This window comes from Vibrio sp. GLN_1 (assembly GCF_043106015.1).
GTDB classification, from domain to species: domain Bacteria; phylum Pseudomonadota; class Gammaproteobacteria; order Enterobacterales; family Vibrionaceae; genus Vibrio; species Vibrio parahaemolyticus.
Map to the genome: position 1 here is coordinate 440840 of NZ_JBICMD010000036.1, position 20170 is coordinate 461009.

Here is a 20170-nt window from a genome sequence, read left to right on the forward strand (position 1 = left end):
TTACAAGCTGTGCGGATCACCCAAAGCGAGTGCTACTTTGGAAGACGGACGTTTACCTAATGCATGGCAAATTTGCCAACCCGCTTCATTGATGATGTTGAGATCAACTCCCGTTTCAATACCAAGCTGTTCACACAGATAAAGCACATCTTCCGTTGCGACATTGCCACTGGCTCCTTTCGCGTAAGGGCAGCCGCCCAAGCCTGCAACAGCACTATCAATGGTATTGATCCCCATCAGTAAGGCTTGGTAGATATTGGCTAACGCTTGTCCATAAGTGTCATGAAAATGTACCGCGAGCGCGTCTTTTGGCAGTTGCGTTAACAGCGAATCCAGCATAGCGATAACTCGATTAGGCGTCGCTTTCCCAACTGTATCGCCCAGAGAAATCTCATAACACCCCATATCAAACAGCGTATTTGCGACCTTGGTAGTTTGCTCTGGCATGATGTCCCCCTCATATGGACACACCATGGTGCAAGACAAGTACCCGCGCACAGGTATGTTGTGTTGCTTTGCGAGCTCGATAACGGGCTCAAAGCGAGAGAGGCTTTCGGCAATGCTGCAGTTGATGTTCTTCTGGCTGAACGCTTCTGAAGCGGAGCCAAATACCGCGATTTGCTTTACGCCGCTTTCCAGTGCACGTTCTAACCCTGCGAGATTTGGTGTGAGTGCGCTATAAACCACGTTAGGCTTTTGTGTGATCCCCGCAAACACCTGATCGGAATCGGCCATTTGAGGTACCCATTTCGGCGAGACGAAAGAGCCTGCTTCAATGTGCTCTAAGCCACTGTTGCTTAGCAGATTGATCAAACGGATTTTATCAACCAGCGTCACTGCCGTTTCATTCTGCAAGCCATCACGCGCGCCGACTTCGACGATATTAACCTTCGCTGGTAGCATATTCGTGCTCCTTATCTTCACAGACATTATCGGGTGCAGAAATTAAATGCAGCAGGATGGAACCGTGCTGTACTTGGTCTCCATGTTGATAAAACACTTCATCAACGGTCGCTGCTACCGGAGCGGTAATGGTGTATTCCATCTTCATCGCTTCGAGTACTAACAGCGGATCGCCAGCCGCTACTTTGTCTCCCTTATTTACCATGACCGCCGAGATCACGCCGTTCAGTGGTGCGGTTGGACTAAGTTCGTCGTCTTTGTCTTTTGGTGATTCAAAACTTGGTTGATGAGCGAACGTACGTTGCTGACCAAGATAAAACACGGTTGTCTTTTGTTTGTCGTTGAGCGCGTTAAAGGTGTAACGAACATTATCGATATCGACGACGAACTGGTTTCCACTTTCAAGTGGGGTGACTTGATGTAATTCCTCGCCGCATTGGACAGTGAAGTGGTTAAGATGCTGAGCCCCTGTATCTTGCGATGATTGTTGCAAGCGTACTTGATGGTTGGCATTGGCATCCGTGAAGTTAAATCGATAAACGTTGTAAACTGACAGCCTAAAACCTTGTGTGGTTGGCGCGGGTAACGTTGAGCTGTCTGATTTTGAAATGAGAGCATTCCAGCGAGCAACCGCTGCCAACGTTAGCCAGATAGAATCCGCCACACTTTGCTGCTCATTTATGCCTTGTTGATGTGTGACGAGGAAACCAGTATCGAGCTCAATGTTGGCAAAGGCTGGCTGCGAAACAATGCTATGTAGATAACCGATGTTTGTCGTTACTCCACGCACGTGATATTGAGTTAACGCCTGCTTAAGCTGTTTGAGGGCGATGTCACGAGTTTGACCCCAGACGATCAGTTTGCTGATCATCGGATCGTAGTATTCGCTAATTGTATCGCCTTGGGTAACACCGCTATCAACACGCACACAAGCTAGTCGAACATTGCTGTCTGAGATGGGTTCTTGTAAATAATCAATGCGTCCAGTCGACGGCATAAAGTCGTTGTCGGCATCTTCGGCGTAAATTCGCAGCTCGATTGAGTGTCCGTTATGGGTGATTTCAGATTGCGAGATCGGTAAATGCTCACCAGCCGCAACTTTGAATTGCCATGCAACCAAATCAACACCGGTGATCAATTCAGTGACAGGGTGCTCAACTTGCAGACGGGTATTCATTTCCATGAAGTAAAACTCACCGCGGCTATCGAGCAAGAATTCAACCGTACCAGCGCCAACATAATCGATCGCTTGAGCGGCATGAACTGCGGCTTCACCCATTTGTTTACGCAGTTCATCCCCAAGACCGGGTGCAGGTGCTTCTTCGACCACCTTTTGGTGACGACGTTGAATAGAGCAATCGCGATCAGACAGATAAACACAGTTGCCATGTTGGTCTGCAAAGACCTGAACTTCAACGTGGCGAGGCTGCAATATGCATTTTTCGATTAGAAGCTGCTTATCGCCAAAGCTTGAAAGCGCTTCACGCTGCGCACCGTCGATGGCCAACGGCATTTCGGCTGCACTGTTGACCACTCGCATGCCTTTACCGCCGCCCCCTTGGGTTGCTTTAAGCATCACTGGGTAGCCAATCTTTTCCGCTTCCGCTAATAAGTGCTCAACGCTGTTGTCTGTGCCGTGATAGCCGGGAACCAAAGGCACGTTCGCCTCTGACATGATGGCTTTGGCTTGAGACTTCGACCCCATAGCCTCGATTGCGCTGGTAGAGGGACCAATAAAGACGATGCCATTTTCACTGCACGCTTTAGCCAGTTTTGGGTTCTCAGAGAGAAAACCATACCCAGGGTGGATTGCATCGGCTTGCCATTTTTTCGCTGCGCCGATAATCGCATCGATATCAAGATACGACTCACTCGCCGGAGCAGGGCCGATAAACTCGGCGAAATCCGCTTGTTTAACATGTAAGCTGCTGCGATCCGCTTCGGAATAGACGGCAACCGTCTCTATAGCCATGCTTTTTGCGGTTTTAATGATTCGGCAGGCAATTTCACCGCGGTTTGCGATCAGTATTCTTTTAAACATGATTCCTCCAATTGGCGGCGCGCTTTTCAAAAAATGCACTCAGTCCTTCTTGTCCTTCACTGGACACGCGGGCGGTTGCAATGGCTTGGCTGGTGTATTCAATTAATGAGTGATCGATAGCTTGGCTATCACAACGTAAACAGAGTGCTTTTGCTGCCTGCATGGCTTGCGGACCATTATTAAGCAGCTGATCAATGATGCGGTTGACGGCTTCTCGTGGTTGAGAGTCGATCTGATGAAGAATGTTCATCGTCAGTGCGGTCTCGGCATCAATCAGTTCCGCAGTCAAAAAGTAGCGTCGGCTCTGTCTTTGTCCAATCGCTCGGATTACGTAGGGGCCGATGGTGGCGGGTAATAAACCGAGTTTCACTTCACTCAAACAGAAGCGGCTTTCAGGCGTACCGATGGCGATATCGCAGCAGCAGATAAGCCCCAGTGCACCACCAAATGCTGCGCCGTGCACCATAGCAATGGTTGGTTTGCTAAAGGTATCCAGTTTGTGCAGGAGCTTCGCTAGTTGCTGTGCGTCTTGCAGGTTTTCACTCTCGGTTTTGGTGGCCATTGACTGCATCCAGCCAAGATCCGCACCTGCAGAAAAGTGTTTCCCTTGCGCGGTGAGTACCACTGCACGTAAAGAATCGTCTCGCTCAAGTTGTTCCAAAGTTTCGATAAGTGAAGCAATTAATTCATCATCAAACGCGTTGTGTTTTTCTGGTCGATTGAGGCTCAACCAGGCAACGCCATTGCTGTCTTTTTCAAGCAGTAGTCCGGTCATGTGACTTCCTTTGTCTGACATTTCAGTCTGATATTCCATTGCTCGCTAACCAGAACTCGGATAAACATCGGTGGATAGCGAGGAGTTAAGGTTTGCCTTGTATCTGGCTACATGCGGAAAATGCCAAATTTGCTGTCTGGTATTGGCGCATTAAGCGCAGCAGACAGAGCAATGCCGACAACATCTCGGGTTTTCGCGGGATCAATAATCCCGTCGTCCCACAGACGAGCACTGGCGTAATAAGCGTGGCTTTGCGTCTGATATTGCTCCGCAATTGGACGTTTGAACGCTTCTTCTTCCTCTACGCTCCAGCTTTCACCTTTGCGAGTTTTGATATCGCGGGTCACTTGTGCCATCACGCCAGCCGCTTGTTCACCACCCATGACGGAGATGCGTGCGTTTGGCCACATCCACATCATGGTTGGATCATAGGCGCGGCCACACATACCGTAGTTACCTGCGCCATACGAGCCACCAATCACTACGGTAAACTTCGGTACGTCTGCACACGCTACAGCGGTTACCATTTTCGCGCCATGTTTGGCGATGCCTTCGGCTTCGTACTTCTGGCCGACCATAAAGCCCGTGATGTTTTGCAAGAAAAGCAGAGGAATTTTGCGTTGTGCGCACAGCTCAATAAAATGCGCGCCTTTCTGTGCCGACTCAGAGAATAGAATCCCGTTGTTGGCGACGATACCAATCGGCATACCGTGGATATGAGCAAAGCCACAAACCAAGGTTTCTCCGAACAAGGCTTTAAATTCATCAAATTGTGAATCATCAACAATTCGGGCAATGACCTCTTTAACATCAAACGGCTTTTTAAGGTCGGTACCGACGATGCCGTACAGCTCTTGCGCAGGAAAGCGTGGTTCCTGTGGTGCTTTTTGCTTGAGTTGAACGGGTTTCAAGTGGTTGATTTGTGAAACCGCTTGTCTTGCCAACTCTAACGCGTGGTGATCATTTTCTGCGTAATAGTCCGCCACGCCAGAGGTGCGACAGTGAACGTCTGCACCGCCAAGATCTTCCGCGCTGACCTCTTCACCTGTTGCTGCTTTTACAAGAGGAGGGCCTGCCAAGAAAATCGTGCCTTGTTCTTTTACGATGATGGATACGTCGCACATGGCAGGCACGTAAGCACCGCCAGCGGTACATAGCCCCATGACCACTGCAATTTGCGGGATGCCCTTGGCCGACATTCGGGCTTGATTATAGAAAATACGACCGAAGTGTTCTTTATCTGGGAAGACTTCATCTTGGCGGGGTAGGTTAGCGCCGCCAGAATCGACTAAGTAAACACACGGCAGTTGGCATTTTTCTGCAATTTCTTGTGCGCGTAAGTGTTTTTTCACCGTAAGTGGGTAGTAACTGCCGCCTTTTACCGTCACGTCGTTGGCGACGATCATGCACTCGGTGCCGTCAATTACGCCAACACCCGCTACTACGCCCGCGCATGGAACGTAATCTGGATACACATCCCAACCCGCGAACTGGCCAATTTCTAAGAAGGATGAACCGGGATCGAGGAGGGCAAGAATGCGCTCACGTACCGGAAGTTTGCCTTTCTTCTGCTGATGCTCACGTGCTTTCTCGCCACCACCATCTTCGATTTGCGCAGTCACGGTATAGAGTTGATCCACGAGCGACGCCATAGAGCGGTAGTTTTCCTGATACTGCTCTGAATGGGTATTAATATTGGTCGTCAAACAAGCCATAAATAGCCGATCTCCATTCGGTAGACGGGTGACACCACCCGCCTTTATCTATGTTGAATAAGATTTAGGTTGAATAAGGAATTTATTTAGATTCAGAACGCCTAGGTATGTTGATTAGGCGCTTTCGTTAAACAATTCGCGACCAATAAGCATGCGGCGAATTTCTGAAGTGCCGGCCCCAATTTCATATAGTTTGGCATCACGTAGCAAACGACCGGTATCAAACTCATTGATATAACCGTTACCACCGAGTAGCTGAATGGCATCTAATGCCATTTTGGTTGCCAGCTCTGCGCTGTAGAGGATCGCACCAGCAGAATCTTTACGTGTGGTTTCACCGCGATCACAAGCAGCAGCGACGGCGTAAACGTAGGCTTTTGCGGCATTCATTTGCGTGTACATATCGGCGATTTTTGCTTGAACAAGCTGGAATTCACCGATGGATTTGCCAAATTGTTTGCGGTCATGGATATAAGGCACAACGATGTCCATACATGCTTGCATAATGCCAAGCGGGCCACCGGCAAGCACCACTCGCTCGTAGTCCAAACCGCTCATCAACACTTTCACACCTTGGTTTTCTTCGCCGAGAATATTTTCCGCAGGGACTTCGCAGTTTTGGAAGACCAACTCACACGTATTCGAGCCGCGCATACCCAACTTGTCGAGTTTTTGTGCTTGAGTGAATCCAGGAAAGTCGCGTTCTACAATAAATGCCGTGATGCCTTTGGAGTGCTGGTTTGGGTCTGTTTTGGCGTAGACAACATAGGTGTGTGCATCCGGACCGTTAGTGATCCACATTTTGTTGCCATTTAGCAGGAAGATATCACCTTTACGTTCGGCTTTAAGCTGCATAGATACTACATCGGAACCTGCGCCAGGCTCGCTCATTGCAAGCGCACCAATATGTTCACCGGAGATGAGTTTAGGTAGGTATTTCTCTTTTTGCGCTTGTGTGCCGTTGCGGTGGATTTGATTGACACAAAGATTGGAGTGAGCGCCGTAACTTAATGCGACCGAGGCGGAAGCTCGGCTGATTTCTTCCATGGCAATAACGTGGGCGAGGTAGCCCATGTTTGCACCGCCAAACTCTTCGCTGGTGGTCACACCTAAAAGCCCCATTTCACCTAATTTGGACCAAAGATGGTTTGGAAAGTCGTTAGATTGGTCGATAGATTGCGCTAAAGGCGCAATTTCTCTTGCAGCAAAACTATTGATTTGCTCGCGAAGCAAATCGGTATTTTCGTCATAAACAAAGTTCAGGGAAGAGTAGGTAGATTTCATTGCGTGTCCTTGCCTTTACGTCACCTACATCCCAGAGTTGAGGTGTTAGGTGACTTTTTCGCCTTTCATGGATCTCAGTGTGTTTTGGCATCGCAACTGTGCCGCGTTTAACTCCATCATTACCGCTTGAATGTCGTTTGCTTGCTGTTGCAATGCTGCCTTCTTCTCTTCGATCAACCGAATCATATAGTTCAACTGCTCAGTACTTTGATCGGTATCGTAGAGTTCAAATAACTCTTTGATATCTGCAAGAGAAAAGCCCAATCGCTTACCTCGCAAAATCAGTTTTAGTCGAATTCGGTCGCGACCATTGTAGATTCGAGTGTTGCCTTTACGTTCTGGAGTTAGGAGACCTAAATCTTCGTAGAAGCGAATACTTCGGGTAGTAATGTCGAACTCTTTCGCGAGCTCACTGATCTTAAATGTGTTCATTCCTTAACCTTACGACTTTCGTATAACATTCATACGAATATACAATTCGTTAACGTTAAAGTAAACAAACAACATCCACTCTTGAGCCTTGATATCACTCGCATTTACTCGAAATAAAAGAATCACTCGAACAAACAATAACCTCAAACTTGACGTTAACGTAAATGTTAGTATAGTTATGACGTAAACGTCAACAAAAGGTTAATGGAATGAAAAATGAAACATGGATTGTTGCCGCTAAGCGAACGCCTATCGGCTCTTTTCAAGGTGCATTAGCTTCATCAGATGTCACGGAACTCGGTGCGAAAGCCATCCAAGGGGCACTAGCCGAAAGCCAACTCGATGTGCAAAAAATAGACGAAGTGTTGATGGGATGCGTTTTACCCGCCGGCGTGGGGCAAGCGCCAGCAAGACAAGCAAGTCTTAAAGCAGAAATGCCACAATCGATTGGTTGTACGACACTGAACAAAGTCTGTGGCTCGGGTATGAAAACCGTGATGCTGGCGCATGATCTTATTCAATCTGGTAATGCGCATGCGGTTATCGCTGGTGGTATGGAAAACATGTCGTCTTCTCCTTATCTATTAAAGAAAGCGCGTGATGGTTTCCGTTTAGGTCACGAGCAAGTGCTTGATCACATGTTTTATGACGGTTTGCAGGATGCCTATCAAGGCGAATTGATGGGTGTCTTTGCCGAACAAACCGCGCAAAAATACCAATTCAGCCGTGAAAGTATGGATGCATGGGCACAACAATCGGTGACTCGTGCGCAGCAAGCGATTGAGCAAGGTTTGTTCAAAGAAGAGATCGTGCCTGTTAACGTAAAAAGTCGACGTGGTGACACCTTGGTTGTAGACGACGAGCAACCGAGTAAACTCGACGTCACTAAAATTCCTACCTTACGCCCTGCGTTTGCTAAAGATGGCGGCGTAACGGCAGCCAACTCAAGTTCTATTTCTGATGGTGCATCAGCAATGGTATTGGTTGATAGTGAATTTGGCCGTCAGGAAAACCTTCAACCTCTAGCCAAAATTGTCGCGTACAGCACGCATGCAAGACAGCCGGATGAGTTCACCATCGCACCCGTATTCGCGATTGAAACGCTGTTGGAAAAAACGGGCTGGGACAAATCAGACGTGGACCTTTGGGAAATCAATGAAGCCTTTGCTGTTGTCACTCAATACGCGGTGAAGACACTCGAACTGGACGCGAGCAAAGTGAACTCTCGCGGCGGTGCATGTGCTTTAGGCCACCCCATTGGTGCAAGTGGTAACCGAATCCTCGTGACTTTGATTCACGCTCTTAAACAAACAGGCGGTAAACGTGGCGTTGCATCGCTTTGTATTGGTGGCGGCGAGGCTACCGCAATCGCGATTGAAATCTGCTAAATCATTCTCAACGAAGTTTCACTTACATAACAGTGGTCAGTAACAAGCTGAAAAATACAAGGATGTCATCATGACAGAACAAGTAAAGCAGTATATCGGTGGTGAATTCGCCATCTCCGACTCAAAACAATGGCTAGATGTAACCAACCCGGCAACCAATGAAGTGATTGCGCAAGTGCCTTGTGCCACGGAATCGGAAATGAATGCGGCGATCGCCAGCGCAACAGAAACATTCAAGCGTTGGAAAGAAGTTGCAGCGCCGGAGCGTGCGAGATTGATGCTGCGTTACCAACACCTGCTAAAAGAGCAACACGATGAGTTGGCGATATTGCTTTCAAGTGAGACAGGCAAAACTCTAGCGGATGCAAAAGGTGATGTTTGGCGCGGGATTGAGGTTGTTGAACAAGCAGCGAATATTTGTAGCTCAATGATGGGCGAAACGGTTGAAAACGTCGCGACCAATATTGATGGTTACTCTTACATTCAACCGCTCGGTGTTTGTGCTGGCATCACACCGTTTAACTTCCCTGCGATGATTCCATTGTGGATGTTCCCAATGGCGATCGCTTGCGGCAACACCTTTATTTTGAAACCGTCAGAGCAAGTGCCACTAACGGCAATGAAACTGACGGAGCTGTTTGAACAAGCTGGCGCACCAAAAGGCGTATTGCAAGTTGTTCACGGCACCAAAGAGCAAGTCGACCGCATTCTGACTGATCCAGTCGTTCGTGCGATCTCTTTTGTCGGCTCTGTGCCAGTTGGTGAGTACATCTACAAAACGGGTACGGACAACTTAAAACGCGTTCAATCCTTTGCGGGTGCGAAGAACCACATGGTAATCATGCCAGATGCAAACAAGCAGCAAGTGATCAATAACCTAGTTGGTGCGTCAGTCGGTGCCGCAGGTCAGCGCTGTATGGCGATTTCGGTGGCAGTATTTGTCGGCGAAACTAAAGAATGGATTCCAGAGCTTAAAGAGGCGTTAGCTCAAGTACAGCCTGGCGCGTGGGATGATGAAACCGCAGGATATGGCCCATTGATTAGCCCGCAAGCGAAGCAGCGAGTGGTTAATCTGATTAATGAAGGCAAAGCGTCAGGCGCGAACTGTGTTCTGGATGGAACAGATTGCCAAGTACCTGGCTTCCCGAACGGAAACTGGGTGGGTCCAACACTGTTTACCAATGTGACCACTGACATGTCGATTTATCAGGAAGAGATTTTTGGCCCAGTGTTGCTGACAATGGAAGTCGACAATTTAGATGAGGCAATTGAGCTAATCAATGCAAACCGTTTCGGTAACGGTACGTCTATTTTCACGGCGAACGGCGCAGCTGCGAGAAAGTATCAGCACAACATCGAAGTGGGTAACGTGGGTATCAACGTACCGATTCCGGTGCCATTGCCGTTCTTCTCGTTTACTGGCTGGAAAGGCAGCTTCTATGGCGATTTGCATGCTTATGGAAAACAAGCGGTTCGCTTTTACACCGAGACGAAAACTGTCACTGCGCGTTGGTTTGAAGATGACATTCCAAGCGGTCCAAACATGACTATTCAACTTAGCTAATTACTGGATTGGCGATACCTCTAGCCAAGCCCCTCCGTTTGAGTGGGCTTGGCGTCAAGTGCAACGAATTAGACCTTAGGACTTCAAGATGGATTTTGAATTAAACGAAGATCAACTCGCGTTTGCCGAAGTAGCAAAGCAGTTTGCAGACCAAATGTTAGCGCCGCACGCGGCCGAGTGGGATGAAAACCATCACTTCCCTAAAGATGTGCTTCGTCAGGCAGGCGAGCTTGGCTTTTTGAGCATCTACACGCCGCCAGAGCACGGTGGCTTGGGGTTATCTCGTTTGGATGCAGCGATCATTTTTGAGCAGTTGGCCATGGGTTGTACCGCGACTACGGCGTTTATGACAATCCATAACATGGCGACGTGGATGATCACCAGCTTTGCCAAAACCGAAGTGGCGCAGCAATTTAGCGCGGATTTAATTTCGGGTGAAAAGCTCGCTTCCTACTGTTTAACAGAGCCAAACGCAGGCTCTGATGCCGCTTCGCTGACGACAAGTGCGGTACGTGAAGGTGACGAGTTTGTGTTGAATGGCGCAAAAGTGTTTATCTCTGGCGCGGGTGATACAGATGTTCTCGTCGTGATGGCGCGTTCGTGCGGTGAAGGGGCGGGTGGCGTTTCTGCGTTCGTCGTTCCTGCTGACATCGAAGGCATTGGCTACGGCAAGAAAGAAGCGAAAATGGGTTGGAACTGCCAGCCAACGCGCATGATCACCTTTGAAAATGTCCGTATTCCAGCCGACTATCTGTTGGGTGAAGAGGGCGAAGGCTTTAAGTTCGCTATGCTTGGTCTGGATGGCGGTCGAATCAACATCGCTACTTGTTCAGTCGGCACGGCACAACAGGCACTGAACGAAGCCAAGCAATACATGACTGAACGCAAACAGTTCGGACGTTCACTGGCGCAATTCCAAGCCCTGCAATTCAAGTTGGCCGATATGGCGACTGAGCTGGTTGCCGCACGTCAAATGGTGCGACTCGCTGCCGCCAAACTTGATGCCCAACACGCAGAAAAAAGCGCGTACTGTGCCATGGCAAAACGCTTTGCTACTGATGTGGGCTTTAAAGTCTGCGATCAGGCGCTGCAAATTCACGGTGGCTATGGCTACATCAAAGAATACCCAGTTGAGCGCCATTTCCGAGACGTTCGTGTTCACCAAATTCTTGAAGGTACCAACGAAATCATGCGTCTGATCATTTCAAGACGTTTACTCACGGAAGGCGTAGAGCTGCTTTAGTCAGCGAGACACAGCCTTACTTAAAGGATTAAAAAGGACTGAAAGATTATGACGGCACAAATCAAATTAGAGCGTGAAGCGCACATTGCCAAGCTCACGATTAGTAACCCGCCAGCAAACACTTGGACGCTTGAATCTTTGAATCAGCTAAAAGAGTTGGCGATTGAACTCAGTAATGATCGCTCCATTTATGCGTTGGTACTGACGGGCGAAGGGGAAAAGTTCTTCTCCGCTGGCGCGGATCTCAACAACTTTGCATCCGGCGATAAATCGCAAGCAGCAGATATGGCATTCGCATTTGGTGAAGCCTTTGAAGCGCTGTCTGCGTTCGATGGCGTTTCCATCGCGGCAATTAATGGTTACGCGATGGGTGGCGGTTTGGAAGTGGCGATGGCGTGTGACATTCGCATCGCAGAAGAACAAGTACAAATGGCACTTCCTGAAGCATCGGTAGGTTTGTTGCCGTGTGCGGGCGGGACGCAAAACCTGACCGCGTTGGTAGGCGAAGGTTGGGCGAAGCGCATGATCCTGTGTGGTGAGCGTGTGACGGCCGAGCGAGCGGAAAAAATTGGTTTAGTCGAAGAAGTGGTGGCAAAAGGCAAAGCACTGGAAGCGGCTATGGAACTTGCACAGTGCGTCGCAGGTCAATCGCCGAAATCCGTGTCTGCATGCAAAACGCTTATTCAAGGTCGACGCAGCCAAACTCACGCGGCCGGATTGGTCTTGGAGCGTGAACTGTTCTTACAGCTGTTTAATACACAAGATCAGACTGAGGGTGTGAACGCCTTCTTGCAAAAGCGTAAGCCACAATGGACAAACAGCTAGTGGAGGCCAAATGACAGGTACAGTAAATGTTTCAAAACTGGAGTGCGCGGATGGCTCTGTTATTGGTGTGTTGGAGCTTGATAATCCAGCCGCCCTCAACGCGCTGAGTTACGTGATGATTGAGCAGTTGTACAAACAGCTTAATGAATGGCAAATGGACGACAGTATCGTCGCGGTCTTTTTGCATGCCAAGGGTGAAAAAGCGTTTTGTGCTGGCGGCGATATTCAAGCGATCTACCGTGCACTTGAAAACAAAGAGCAAGATTTTGATTCTGCGTTTTCAGCCGTGGAAACCTTCTTTGACCTCGAATATCGCTGTGACCATCTTATTCACACTTATCCAAAACCGATCATTGCGTGGGGACATGGTTATTTGATGGGCGGCGGTGTGGGTTTGTTTATGGGCGCTAGCCATCGCGTTGCAGAAACTACCACACGCTTTGCAATGCCAGAGATTAAAATTGGCCTTTACCCAGACGTAGGCGCGACCTACTTCCTAAATCAGTTGCCAAAACATTTGGCACTGTTCTTAAGTTTGACGGCTTGTCAAATTAACGCGACAGACATGAAAGCGTTGGGATTAAGCCAATGGATTGCAAAGCCAGAAAGCAAACAAGCACTGTTGGATCTGCTCGCATCGGTAAGTTGGAAAGGTGAAGCGAACATCAACGAAAAAATCGCCACTGTGCTGCGTTCGGTACAAATGGACGAGCCAAGCGAAGGGATGTTGATGCCTTATGCGGGATTGATTGAGCAGCTTTGTTCGGGTGATTTAGATTCGATTGTTCGCGCAATCAACAGTGCTGATGTTGATGACAAGTGGTTCGTCAATGCACAAAAAGCATTGAACTATGGCAGTCCGTTGTCGATCAATATTACCTATCAGCAGTTAACGCAGTATCAAAACCTCTCTTTGAAAGCGTGTTTTGATATGGAATTTAACCTAACCCTACGTTGCGGCTTAGAAGGTGATTTTAGAGAAGGGGTTCGTGCGCTGATTATCGATAAAACCAATCAACCGACTTGGCAACATCGCACGGTTTCTGACGTAACGCCACAAGCTTTGGAACGCTTCTTCGCGCCAATTGACTCAGCAGAATACCCACTGACCGCATCGTCGGTTGCCACTGCGGTACTTTAGACAAGGAAGAAATACGACATGGACAAAATTGCATTTATTGGCCTTGGTAACATGGGCGGGCCTATGGCTAAGAACCTACTCACAGCGGGCTTGAACGTCGAAGTGTTTGATTTGAATCCAAACGCTGTGGCAGAACTTACCGCACTAGGCGCTTCAAGTGCCGATTCGGTTCAGCAGGCAGTACAAGGTGCGGACGTGGTAGTCACCATGCTACCTGCTAGCCAACACGTTCAAAGCGTTTATCTTGGTCAAGGCGGTATCTTAGATAGCGTTGACGCTGGAACGTTACTGATTGATTCATCGACGATTGATCCAGCGACAGCACGATCAGTCGGAGAACAAGCAGAGCAGCGTGGCATTAGCTTTGTTGATGCTCCGGTGTCTGGTGGGGTTGCGGGCGCAGCGGCAGGTACGTTGACTTTCATTGTTGGCGGCTCACAAGAGAACTTTGTTCAAGCCAAAGCGGTGCTTAGCCATATGGGCAAAAACATTTTCCATGCAGGCGATGCCGGAGCCGGTCAGGTGGCGAAAATCTGTAACAACATGATGTTGGGCATTTTGATGAGTGGCACTTGTGAAGCACTCAATTTGGGTATGGAAAATGGACTCGATCCTAAAGTGTTGTCCGACATTATGCTGCAAAGTTCGGGTCGAAACTGGGCGCTAGAGCTTTATAACCCTTGTCCGGGCGTGATGGAAAACACACCTGCAAGCAATGGTTATCAGGGCGGCTTTATGAGCCAGTTAATGGCGAAAGATCTCGGTCTTGCGATGGAAGCGGCGGTTGCCAGTCAAACATCAACACCAATGGGCAGCTTGGCTCGTAATCTGTTTAATTTTCACAACGGTCAGGGCAACGGGCAAAAAGATTTCTCAAGCTTGTTCGAGTTCTACCAAAAGCAAAATCAGGCCTAAGGAGCGCTTATGGAGTTAGCAAATAAGGTCATTGCGATCACGGGGGCAGGGCAGGGGCTGGGTAAACAAATGGCACTGTCTTTGGCGCAAAGTGGCGTTCATCTTGCGCTTATCGACCTCAACCCAGACCAACTGGCTGAAACGAAAGCGGAGTGTGAATCTCTCGGCGTTACCGCTCGTTTTTACGTGACGAACGTGACTGACGAGCAGCAGGTGTGCACTGCATTTGCGCAAATTGAAGCGGATTTCAAACAGCTCAATGGCGTGATCAATAACGCAGGCATTATGCGCGATGGCATGTTTGTCAAAGTAAAAGATGGCCAGGTTAACGCGATGTCGCTAGAGCAGTTTCAGTCCGTTCTGGATGTGAATGTGACAGGCACTTTTCTGTGCGGTCGTGAAGCGAGCAAGGTAATGCTGAACACCGACAGTAAAGGTGTGCTGATCAACATATCCAGCGTTGCGCGTGCCGGGAATATTGGTCAAACCAACTACTCCGCATCCAAAGCGGCCGTAGCCACCATGGCGACGGTGTGGGCGAAAGAGTTAGGGCGTTTTGGCATCCGCTCAGTGGCGATTGCACCGGGTGTCATCAAAACTGCAATGACCGATCAAATAAAACCCGCAGCAATGGAACGCTTAGTTAATATGATTCCAGTGGGACGCTTAGGGCTTGCGGACGAAATTTCATCGACCATCAAATATGTGTTAACCAACGAGTTCGTCACCGGGAGGGTACTAGAAGTCGATGGTGGAATGCGAATGTAATCTTAATAAGAGGACCAGCGATAACAGTGTTGCTGGTTCTTCCGTATTATTCTAGTGATCATTAAAGCGCCACTTTAGTTTCACGTAATGTCCTCTTCCAACAGCGTTTATACGCTAGTTTTCATAACACACCATGCTCAGTGACACGACGCAATTTCTTTTTTATCCAAAATTGTGATGTTTTCGAGCAAAATAACCACAAAATCTATTGTTGCGTCAAAACTGAAATTATTCATTTGTCTCTTAAATGAGAAATCCCCTTTTATGGTTGAAAATTATTCTCTTTGTCTTTTTTGTGGGACGAAATCGTTTCTACATCGAAAGTTGGTGATTTATTATTCACTACAGAATGCATGGGAAAGCATGCGCGGTGTGACCATTGTCATTCACGTGCAAAATAATAATCAAAACTTCCCACCACACTGAAGCAACTACCCATCAGGGAATAATAATAATGTCGCAATTTTATAAGCTCAGAGCGTTGTCGCTTGTGTTTTGGTTCGTGTTTTTGACGACCAAAGTCTACGCGCAAAGTACTGAGCCAAAAGATAAGTTTCTGCAATCTCTTGAAGGGATTGAGAGCCAAATTTACGCGCTGCCACAAAGTTCACTAGCACAAATCGAATCATTAGAAGAAGACTCTCTACTGCAAAACCAGCCCAAGGATCTGTTGATTCGTTATTGGCTGGCGAAGTCGACCGTTCTTGAGTTGTTAGGGCGCGATAAAGAGAGCTTAGCAGTGGTAGATAAAGGGCTGAGTTTGACACCAGAACAAAGCCAAGAGCACTTGCTGTTCAAGCTGATCCAAATTCGAGCCATGATGGGCAATCGAGATATCGATACCGCGCTCTCGTCGTTGGATGCTTTGCTTGAAACATCACGAGAAAAAGGTGACAAGAAATTGGAATCGGAAGTTCTGTTGCTCAAAGGTCGTTACTACGATGAGCAAGGGGACTATAAGAAATCGTACGCGGCGTTGATGTCTTCGATGGAAGCGGCGGAGTCATCGGGTGCGCAGGGCTTAGTCGAACGAGCAGCGCTAGAGCTCGGTGATGTATTGGTAAAAATTCAAGGCTATGACCGCTCTGAAGTCGTGCTGAAGCAGGCGTATCGTTATTTTAAAGACCGCCGCATGTCGTTTAATGAGTTGCTTAGCGTCCTAACTATTGCAAAGCTACACAAAGCTCAGTTCCAATACGATGAAGCCATCAAATCTTATCAAGCAGCTTTAAAGCTTGCGCAGATTATTGGTGACGGACGTTTTCGCTTTCGGGTGAACTTGGAGCTTGCGTCTCTGTATCGCGAAACCAACAACGAAAAAAACATGCTGCGTCATCTCAAGCTTGCCGAAAACTTGCAGTATCGTGAAACCTCGAATGCGTACTTGGCAACATTTAAGTTGTTGCAAGCTGAGTACATGCTAGAGCGTAAGCAGTATCAAGCTTTGTTAACGATGATTACGCCTTTACTTCCTGAGATCATCGAGAGTCGCTACATCAAACAGCAGCAAATGGAGCTGTTAAAAGTCGCTGCTATGGCTTACGCCGGAGATCAAAACTTCGAATTGGCCTATCAAACCTACGGTCAATATCATGAAAAATTCATTCAATTTAGTAATCAGCGTGAAGTCGAGAACTTAGAGCGACAACAAACCTTGTTTGAGCTAGAGCGATTAGAGTACGAGAACGAAAACCTCAACTGGAACAATGTATTACAGCGTCTAGAATTGGAGAATAATCGCCGAACGTTCTACCTGTTGGGTGAAGTGTTATTGGTAATGATTGGTATTTTATTGCTTATGGCGTTGGTATTTTTGTACGTGAACCGTTCGCGTTTACGTATGCGTCGTTTGGCGAAAACCGACATGTTAACGGGCCTGTTTAACCGCCGATTCTTGGAAGAATGGTTTGCGAAACCTGCAGAGCAAAAGCCTAAGCTGATTGAAAAGCCAATTCCAGAAACGAAGAAAGGTCAGTTGGTTCACAAGTTAAATAAGCAAGTCATGTGTGTTCAATACGGCTATTTGGCGCTCAATCATTGGGTTGAAAGAAAGCTTGATAAGCAGAAAATGGTAGCGAAAAAGCCGGAAACAGGGCCTATCACGCTGGTTATGATGGATGTCGACCATTTCAAACAAGTCAACGATACCTATGGTCATGTGTTTGGTGATGTCGTATTAACTGGCGTAGCCAAAGTGCTCGATTCGTCAGTGCGTGAGAGTGATATTGTGGCTCGTCTTGGTGGGGAAGAGTTCGTTATCGTTCTTCCTAATACCGATCTTGAAGAAGCAACTGCGCTGGCTGAACGACTGCGTATTGCGCTTTCTCAACGTGGCTTTGTAACGGAGAACAATCAAGCCGTGAATGTCACTTGTAGTTTTGGTGTGATCACTTCGGATGACGTCGACGTTGCATTTGAAGCGCTTTGTAGCCAAGCAGATAAGTTGTTGTACGAAGCCAAATCCAGTGGACGAAACTGTGTGAAAGCACTGTCGTTTAGCTGAGCATGGCACAATAAGAGTCGCGCAACGCGGCTCTTTTTTTGCCAGTTTTATGTGCTCACCACTCCCTTCTTAAGTTCTGGCAGAACTCGACTTACTTATCTACCTGAATCTTATCAATATGCTTCCTGCAAGTGCAGCACTTGGATATGCGTCCATTTTGCCAGGTGCTCCCACCTTTCATTTAAATCTTCCAATTTACGTAGTTGTGGTTGGTAACAAATCAGCAATACACGGGACTGGGCAGTCAATTGGAATTGCCTGCCCATCATCCAGAAATAACACAACACAAATAATTAGTGTTCGATGTAAATTTTTTATAAGGATTCTACATTGCTTTATTCGCTGCGTTGATGCTTAAGTTGAGTTTAATTAAGAATCTTAATTAAACTATTGAAAATAAATGTATTAACTTGTTTTGTTTGTTGTTTTTGGGTGGTTCTTTGAATAGATAATGGGGTTGGGTTTGTCTTGGTATAGTGTGTATTTAAATCTCATTATCACTACTTTTAACAATAAATAGTTTGAGTTCGAACTAATTTTTTGGCATTTTATATTTAACTAACCGTTCAATTAAAAATAACAAGGACGCAAAATGCCAAAGGTGGGGATGCCTGAAATCAGAAAACCGCAGCTTGTAAAAGCGACCATGTCTGTGATTGACAGAGTCGGTTTACATGCTGCGAGCATCTCGTTGATCAGTAAAGAGGCTGGAGTATCAACGGGGATAATTAATCACTATTTCGGTGGTAAGCATGGGTTGTTAGAAGAAACCATGCGCGAGATCCTTCGTCAGCTTTCTTCAACAATCACAGGGAAGCTTCGTGCGTTGCCAGCAGATGCTCATCATCAGCGTATCAACGCCATTATTGACGGCAACTTTGTTGGTTATCAGGCAGAAAACAAAGTGGCTAAAACGTGGCTGGCTTTCTGGTCTTACTCAATGCATGACGAGCAACTTAAGCGTTTGCAACGAGTGAATGAACGACGTCTGTTGTCCCATCTAAGAAGAGAATTAAAAGCGCTATTAAGTGCGGAGCAAGCAGAGTTGGTTGCTCACGGGATAGCATCACTGATTGACGGTATATGGCTACGCGGCACGCTCAACCCGCAAGGCATCGATGCTGATAAAGCGAGGATCATCATCAACGATTATCTCGAAAAGCAGCTAACGTTTTACTCTCATAAAATATAAAAGTCACAGGTCTTCACTATGGAAATGAAAACACATTACATCGATGGTGCAATGTATATCGGATGTTCTGAAGAGCATTTCACCACTTACAATCCGGCAAATGGTGAGCCATTGGCCAATATTAAACAAGCAAACCAGAGCGATATGGAAGCCGCTATTGAATCTGCAAAGCGCGGCTTTGAGGTTTGGTCTGCAATGACAGCCATAGAACGTAGCCGAATTCTCAACAAAGCGGTAGCGATTCTGCGTGAACGCAATGACGAGTTAGCCGCTTTAGAAGTGGCGGACACGGGTAAGCCAATTCAAGAAGCGATCGCTGTTGATATTACGACAGGCGCAGATGTTATCGAATATTACGCTGGTCTTGCACCAAGTTTGCAGGGTGAGCAACAACCACTTAATGAAAACCAGTTTTTCTATACCCGCCGTGAACCTTTGGGAATTTGCGCAGGTATTGGCGCCTGGAACTATCCTATTCAAATTGCAATGTGGAAATCTGCACCAGCACTGGCTGCCGGTAATGCAATGATCTTTAAGCCGTCGGAAGAAACACCGCTTACAGCGCTAAAGCTTGCGGAAATTTATTCTGAAGCGGGTCTTCCTGATGGTGTGTTTAACGTCGTGCAGGGTGACTATCGCGTAGGGCAGATGCTAACGGCGCATCCAGATATTGCTAAAGTATCGTTCACTGGCGAATCAGGCACTGGTAAAGTTGTTATGGGTGACAGTGCAAAAACGCTTAAGCAAGTCACAATGGAGTTAGGTGGCAAGTCACCACTGATCGTTTTTGATGATGCGAAGTTGAATGATGCGGTATCGGCCGCCATGGTCGCTAACTTCTACACTCAGGGTGAGGTATGTACCAACGGTACCCGGGTATTTGTTCATGAATCTATCTACGACGACTTTGTTGCACAGCTTAAAACTCGTACTGAGAAATTGGTTGTTGGCGACCCACTTGATGAAAATACACAAATCGGTGCCTTAATTTCAAAAGAACATGAAAGCAAAGTGCTGTCAGCGATTGAGAGCGCAAAAGCGAGCGGTGCCACTCTGCTGACCGGCGGTTACAAAGTAACAGATAATGGTCTGCAAAATGGTAACTTCGTTGCTCCAACCGTATTTATCGACTGTGACGACAGCATGAGCCACGTACAGCAAGAGATCTTTGGTCCTGTAATGTCCGTTCTTAAATTCAGCGACGAAGCTGAAGTTATCGAACGCGCTAATGATACGGATTATGGCCTAGCTGCTGGTGTCTTCACTCAGAATCTCTCTCGCGCTCATCGCGTTATTCACAAAATTCAGGCAGGTATCTGCTGGGTTAATGCTTGGGGTGACTCTCCGGCAGAAATGCCAGTTGGTGGCTACAAGCAATCCGGCATTGGCCGCGAAAACGGTGTCGAAACACTGAAGCATTACACGCAAACTAAGAGCGTACTGGTTCAGCTTAGCGACTTCGAAAGCCCTTACGCCTAAAC

Annotated in this window: 16 protein-coding genes; 10 read left to right on the plus strand and 6 right to left on the minus strand. The window is 47.5% G+C overall.

Translation table 11 applies throughout. The features are described 5' to 3' along the window. From ACF8OV_RS19860 to ACF8OV_RS19885, 6 genes are all read right to left on the minus strand, one after another. Positions 1-903: a hydroxymethylglutaryl-CoA lyase gene (locus ACF8OV_RS19860; protein WP_203503283.1), complete on the minus strand. Its 903-nt coding sequence runs from the start codon at positions 901-903 to the stop codon at positions 1-3. Continuing rightward, positions 884-2944 (minus strand): acetyl/propionyl/methylcrotonyl-CoA carboxylase subunit alpha, encoded by a 2061-nt coding sequence (locus ACF8OV_RS19865; RefSeq protein ID WP_203503281.1) that lies wholly within the window; start codon positions 2942-2944, stop codon positions 884-886. Before ACF8OV_RS19865 ends, ACF8OV_RS19860 begins: the two co-directional genes overlap by 20 nt. Further along, positions 2937-3719, minus strand: a complete 783-nt coding sequence (locus ACF8OV_RS19870; RefSeq protein ID WP_180759631.1) for an enoyl-CoA hydratase-related protein — start codon at positions 3717-3719, stop codon at positions 2937-2939. The genes ACF8OV_RS19865 and ACF8OV_RS19870 overlap by 8 nt, the downstream gene beginning before the upstream one ends. A gap of 107 nt (positions 3720-3826) precedes the next feature. Further along, the gene (locus ACF8OV_RS19875; RefSeq protein WP_069528861.1) at positions 3827-5434 is read right to left on the minus strand and encodes a carboxyl transferase domain-containing protein; all 1608 of its coding nucleotides are present in this window, start codon (positions 5432-5434) and stop codon (positions 3827-3829) included. Between the two features lie 114 nt (positions 5435-5548). Then, positions 5549-6718: an isovaleryl-CoA dehydrogenase gene (locus ACF8OV_RS19880; protein ID WP_065764375.1), complete on the minus strand. Its 1170-nt coding sequence runs from the start codon at positions 6716-6718 to the stop codon at positions 5549-5551. Between the two features lie 45 nt (positions 6719-6763). Further along, the gene (locus tag ACF8OV_RS19885) at positions 6764-7150 is read right to left on the minus strand and encodes a MerR family DNA-binding transcriptional regulator (protein ID WP_005373242.1); all 387 of its coding nucleotides are present in this window, start codon (positions 7148-7150) and stop codon (positions 6764-6766) included. Positions 7151-7359: 209 nt separating this feature from the next. Here ACF8OV_RS19885 and ACF8OV_RS19890 point away from each other — a divergent pair, with 209 nt between their 5' ends. From ACF8OV_RS19890 to betB, 10 genes are all read left to right on the plus strand, one after another. Next, positions 7360-8538: a thiolase family protein gene (locus tag ACF8OV_RS19890; RefSeq protein WP_089203348.1), complete on the plus strand. Its 1179-nt coding sequence runs from the start codon at positions 7360-7362 to the stop codon at positions 8536-8538. Positions 8539-8608: 70 nt separating this feature from the next. Then, the gene (locus tag ACF8OV_RS19895; protein WP_029844157.1) at positions 8609-10102 is read left to right on the plus strand and encodes a CoA-acylating methylmalonate-semialdehyde dehydrogenase; all 1494 of its coding nucleotides are present in this window, start codon (positions 8609-8611) and stop codon (positions 10100-10102) included. Between the two features lie 88 nt (positions 10103-10190). Further along, entirely contained in the window at positions 10191-11345 is a 1155-nt protein-coding gene (locus tag ACF8OV_RS19900) for an acyl-CoA dehydrogenase family protein (RefSeq protein ID WP_025626410.1), read from the plus strand. Positions 11346-11393: 48 nt separating this feature from the next. Next, a complete protein-coding gene (locus tag ACF8OV_RS19905; protein ID WP_069534332.1) occupies positions 11394-12170 on the plus strand; it encodes an enoyl-CoA hydratase in 777 nt (258 codons plus the stop codon). Positions 12171-12180: 10 nt separating this feature from the next. Continuing rightward, positions 12181-13311 carry an enoyl-CoA hydratase/isomerase family protein gene (locus tag ACF8OV_RS19910; protein ID WP_140250993.1) on the plus strand — a complete coding sequence of 377 codons (1131 nt, stop codon included), beginning with the start codon at positions 12181-12183 and terminating at the stop codon, positions 13309-13311. Positions 13312-13329: 18 nt separating this feature from the next. Beyond that, the gene (gene mmsB / locus ACF8OV_RS19915; RefSeq protein ID WP_140250992.1) at positions 13330-14226 is read left to right on the plus strand and encodes a 3-hydroxyisobutyrate dehydrogenase; all 897 of its coding nucleotides are present in this window, start codon (positions 13330-13332) and stop codon (positions 14224-14226) included. 9 nt (positions 14227-14235) lie between these two features. Beyond that, positions 14236-14994, plus strand: coding sequence for an SDR family oxidoreductase (locus tag ACF8OV_RS19920; RefSeq protein WP_062907098.1), 759 nt, complete (start codon positions 14236-14238; stop codon positions 14992-14994). A 454-nt stretch (positions 14995-15448) separates the two neighbouring features. After that, on the plus strand, positions 15449-17497 hold the full coding sequence (locus ACF8OV_RS19925; protein ID WP_258495438.1) for a GGDEF domain-containing protein: 2049 nt from the start codon (positions 15449-15451) through the stop codon (positions 17495-17497). 592 nt (positions 17498-18089) lie between these two features. Then, a complete protein-coding gene (gene betI / locus ACF8OV_RS19930) occupies positions 18090-18689 on the plus strand; it encodes a transcriptional regulator BetI (RefSeq protein WP_005463648.1) in 600 nt (199 codons plus the stop codon). Positions 18690-18707: 18 nt separating this feature from the next. Further along, positions 18708-20168: a betaine-aldehyde dehydrogenase gene (gene betB, locus ACF8OV_RS19935; protein WP_015313365.1), complete on the plus strand. Its 1461-nt coding sequence runs from the start codon at positions 18708-18710 to the stop codon at positions 20166-20168. Positions 20169-20170 lie beyond the last annotated feature (2 nt).

Excerpts from the sequence above, each read along its gene's own strand:
- ACF8OV_RS19885 (WP_005373242.1), bottom strand. The coding sequence starts at position 7,150 with ATGAACACATTTAAGATCAGTGAGCTCGCGAAAGAGTTCGACATTACT.
- ACF8OV_RS19870 (WP_180759631.1), bottom strand. The coding sequence starts at position 3,719 with ATGACCGGACTACTGCTTGAAAAAGACAGCAATGGCGTTGCCTGGTTG.
- betB (WP_015313365.1), top strand. The coding sequence starts at position 18,708 with ATGGAAATGAAAACACATTACATCGATGGTGCAATGTATATCGGATGT.
- mmsB (WP_140250992.1), top strand. The coding sequence starts at position 13,330 with ATGGACAAAATTGCATTTATTGGCCTTGGTAACATGGGCGGGCCTATG.
- ACF8OV_RS19900 (WP_025626410.1), top strand. The coding sequence starts at position 10,191 with ATGGATTTTGAATTAAACGAAGATCAACTCGCGTTTGCCGAAGTAGCA.
- ACF8OV_RS19890 (WP_089203348.1), top strand. The coding sequence starts at position 7,360 with ATGAAAAATGAAACATGGATTGTTGCCGCTAAGCGAACGCCTATCGGC.
- ACF8OV_RS19905 (WP_069534332.1), top strand. The coding sequence starts at position 11,394 with ATGACGGCACAAATCAAATTAGAGCGTGAAGCGCACATTGCCAAGCTC.
- ACF8OV_RS19880 (WP_065764375.1), bottom strand. The coding sequence starts at position 6,718 with ATGAAATCTACCTACTCTTCCCTGAACTTTGTTTATGACGAAAATACC.
- ACF8OV_RS19895 (WP_029844157.1), top strand. The coding sequence starts at position 8,609 with ATGACAGAACAAGTAAAGCAGTATATCGGTGGTGAATTCGCCATCTCC.
- ACF8OV_RS19910 (WP_140250993.1), top strand. The coding sequence starts at position 12,181 with ATGACAGGTACAGTAAATGTTTCAAAACTGGAGTGCGCGGATGGCTCT.
- ACF8OV_RS19860 (WP_203503283.1), bottom strand. The coding sequence starts at position 903 with ATGCTACCAGCGAAGGTTAATATCGTCGAAGTCGGCGCGCGTGATGGC.
- ACF8OV_RS19920 (WP_062907098.1), top strand. The coding sequence starts at position 14,236 with ATGGAGTTAGCAAATAAGGTCATTGCGATCACGGGGGCAGGGCAGGGG.
- betI (WP_005463648.1), top strand. The coding sequence starts at position 18,090 with ATGCCAAAGGTGGGGATGCCTGAAATCAGAAAACCGCAGCTTGTAAAA.
- ACF8OV_RS19875 (WP_069528861.1), bottom strand. The coding sequence starts at position 5,434 with ATGGCTTGTTTGACGACCAATATTAATACCCATTCAGAGCAGTATCAG.
- ACF8OV_RS19865 (WP_203503281.1), bottom strand. The coding sequence starts at position 2,944 with ATGTTTAAAAGAATACTGATCGCAAACCGCGGTGAAATTGCCTGCCGA.
- ACF8OV_RS19925 (WP_258495438.1), top strand. The coding sequence starts at position 15,449 with ATGTCGCAATTTTATAAGCTCAGAGCGTTGTCGCTTGTGTTTTGGTTC.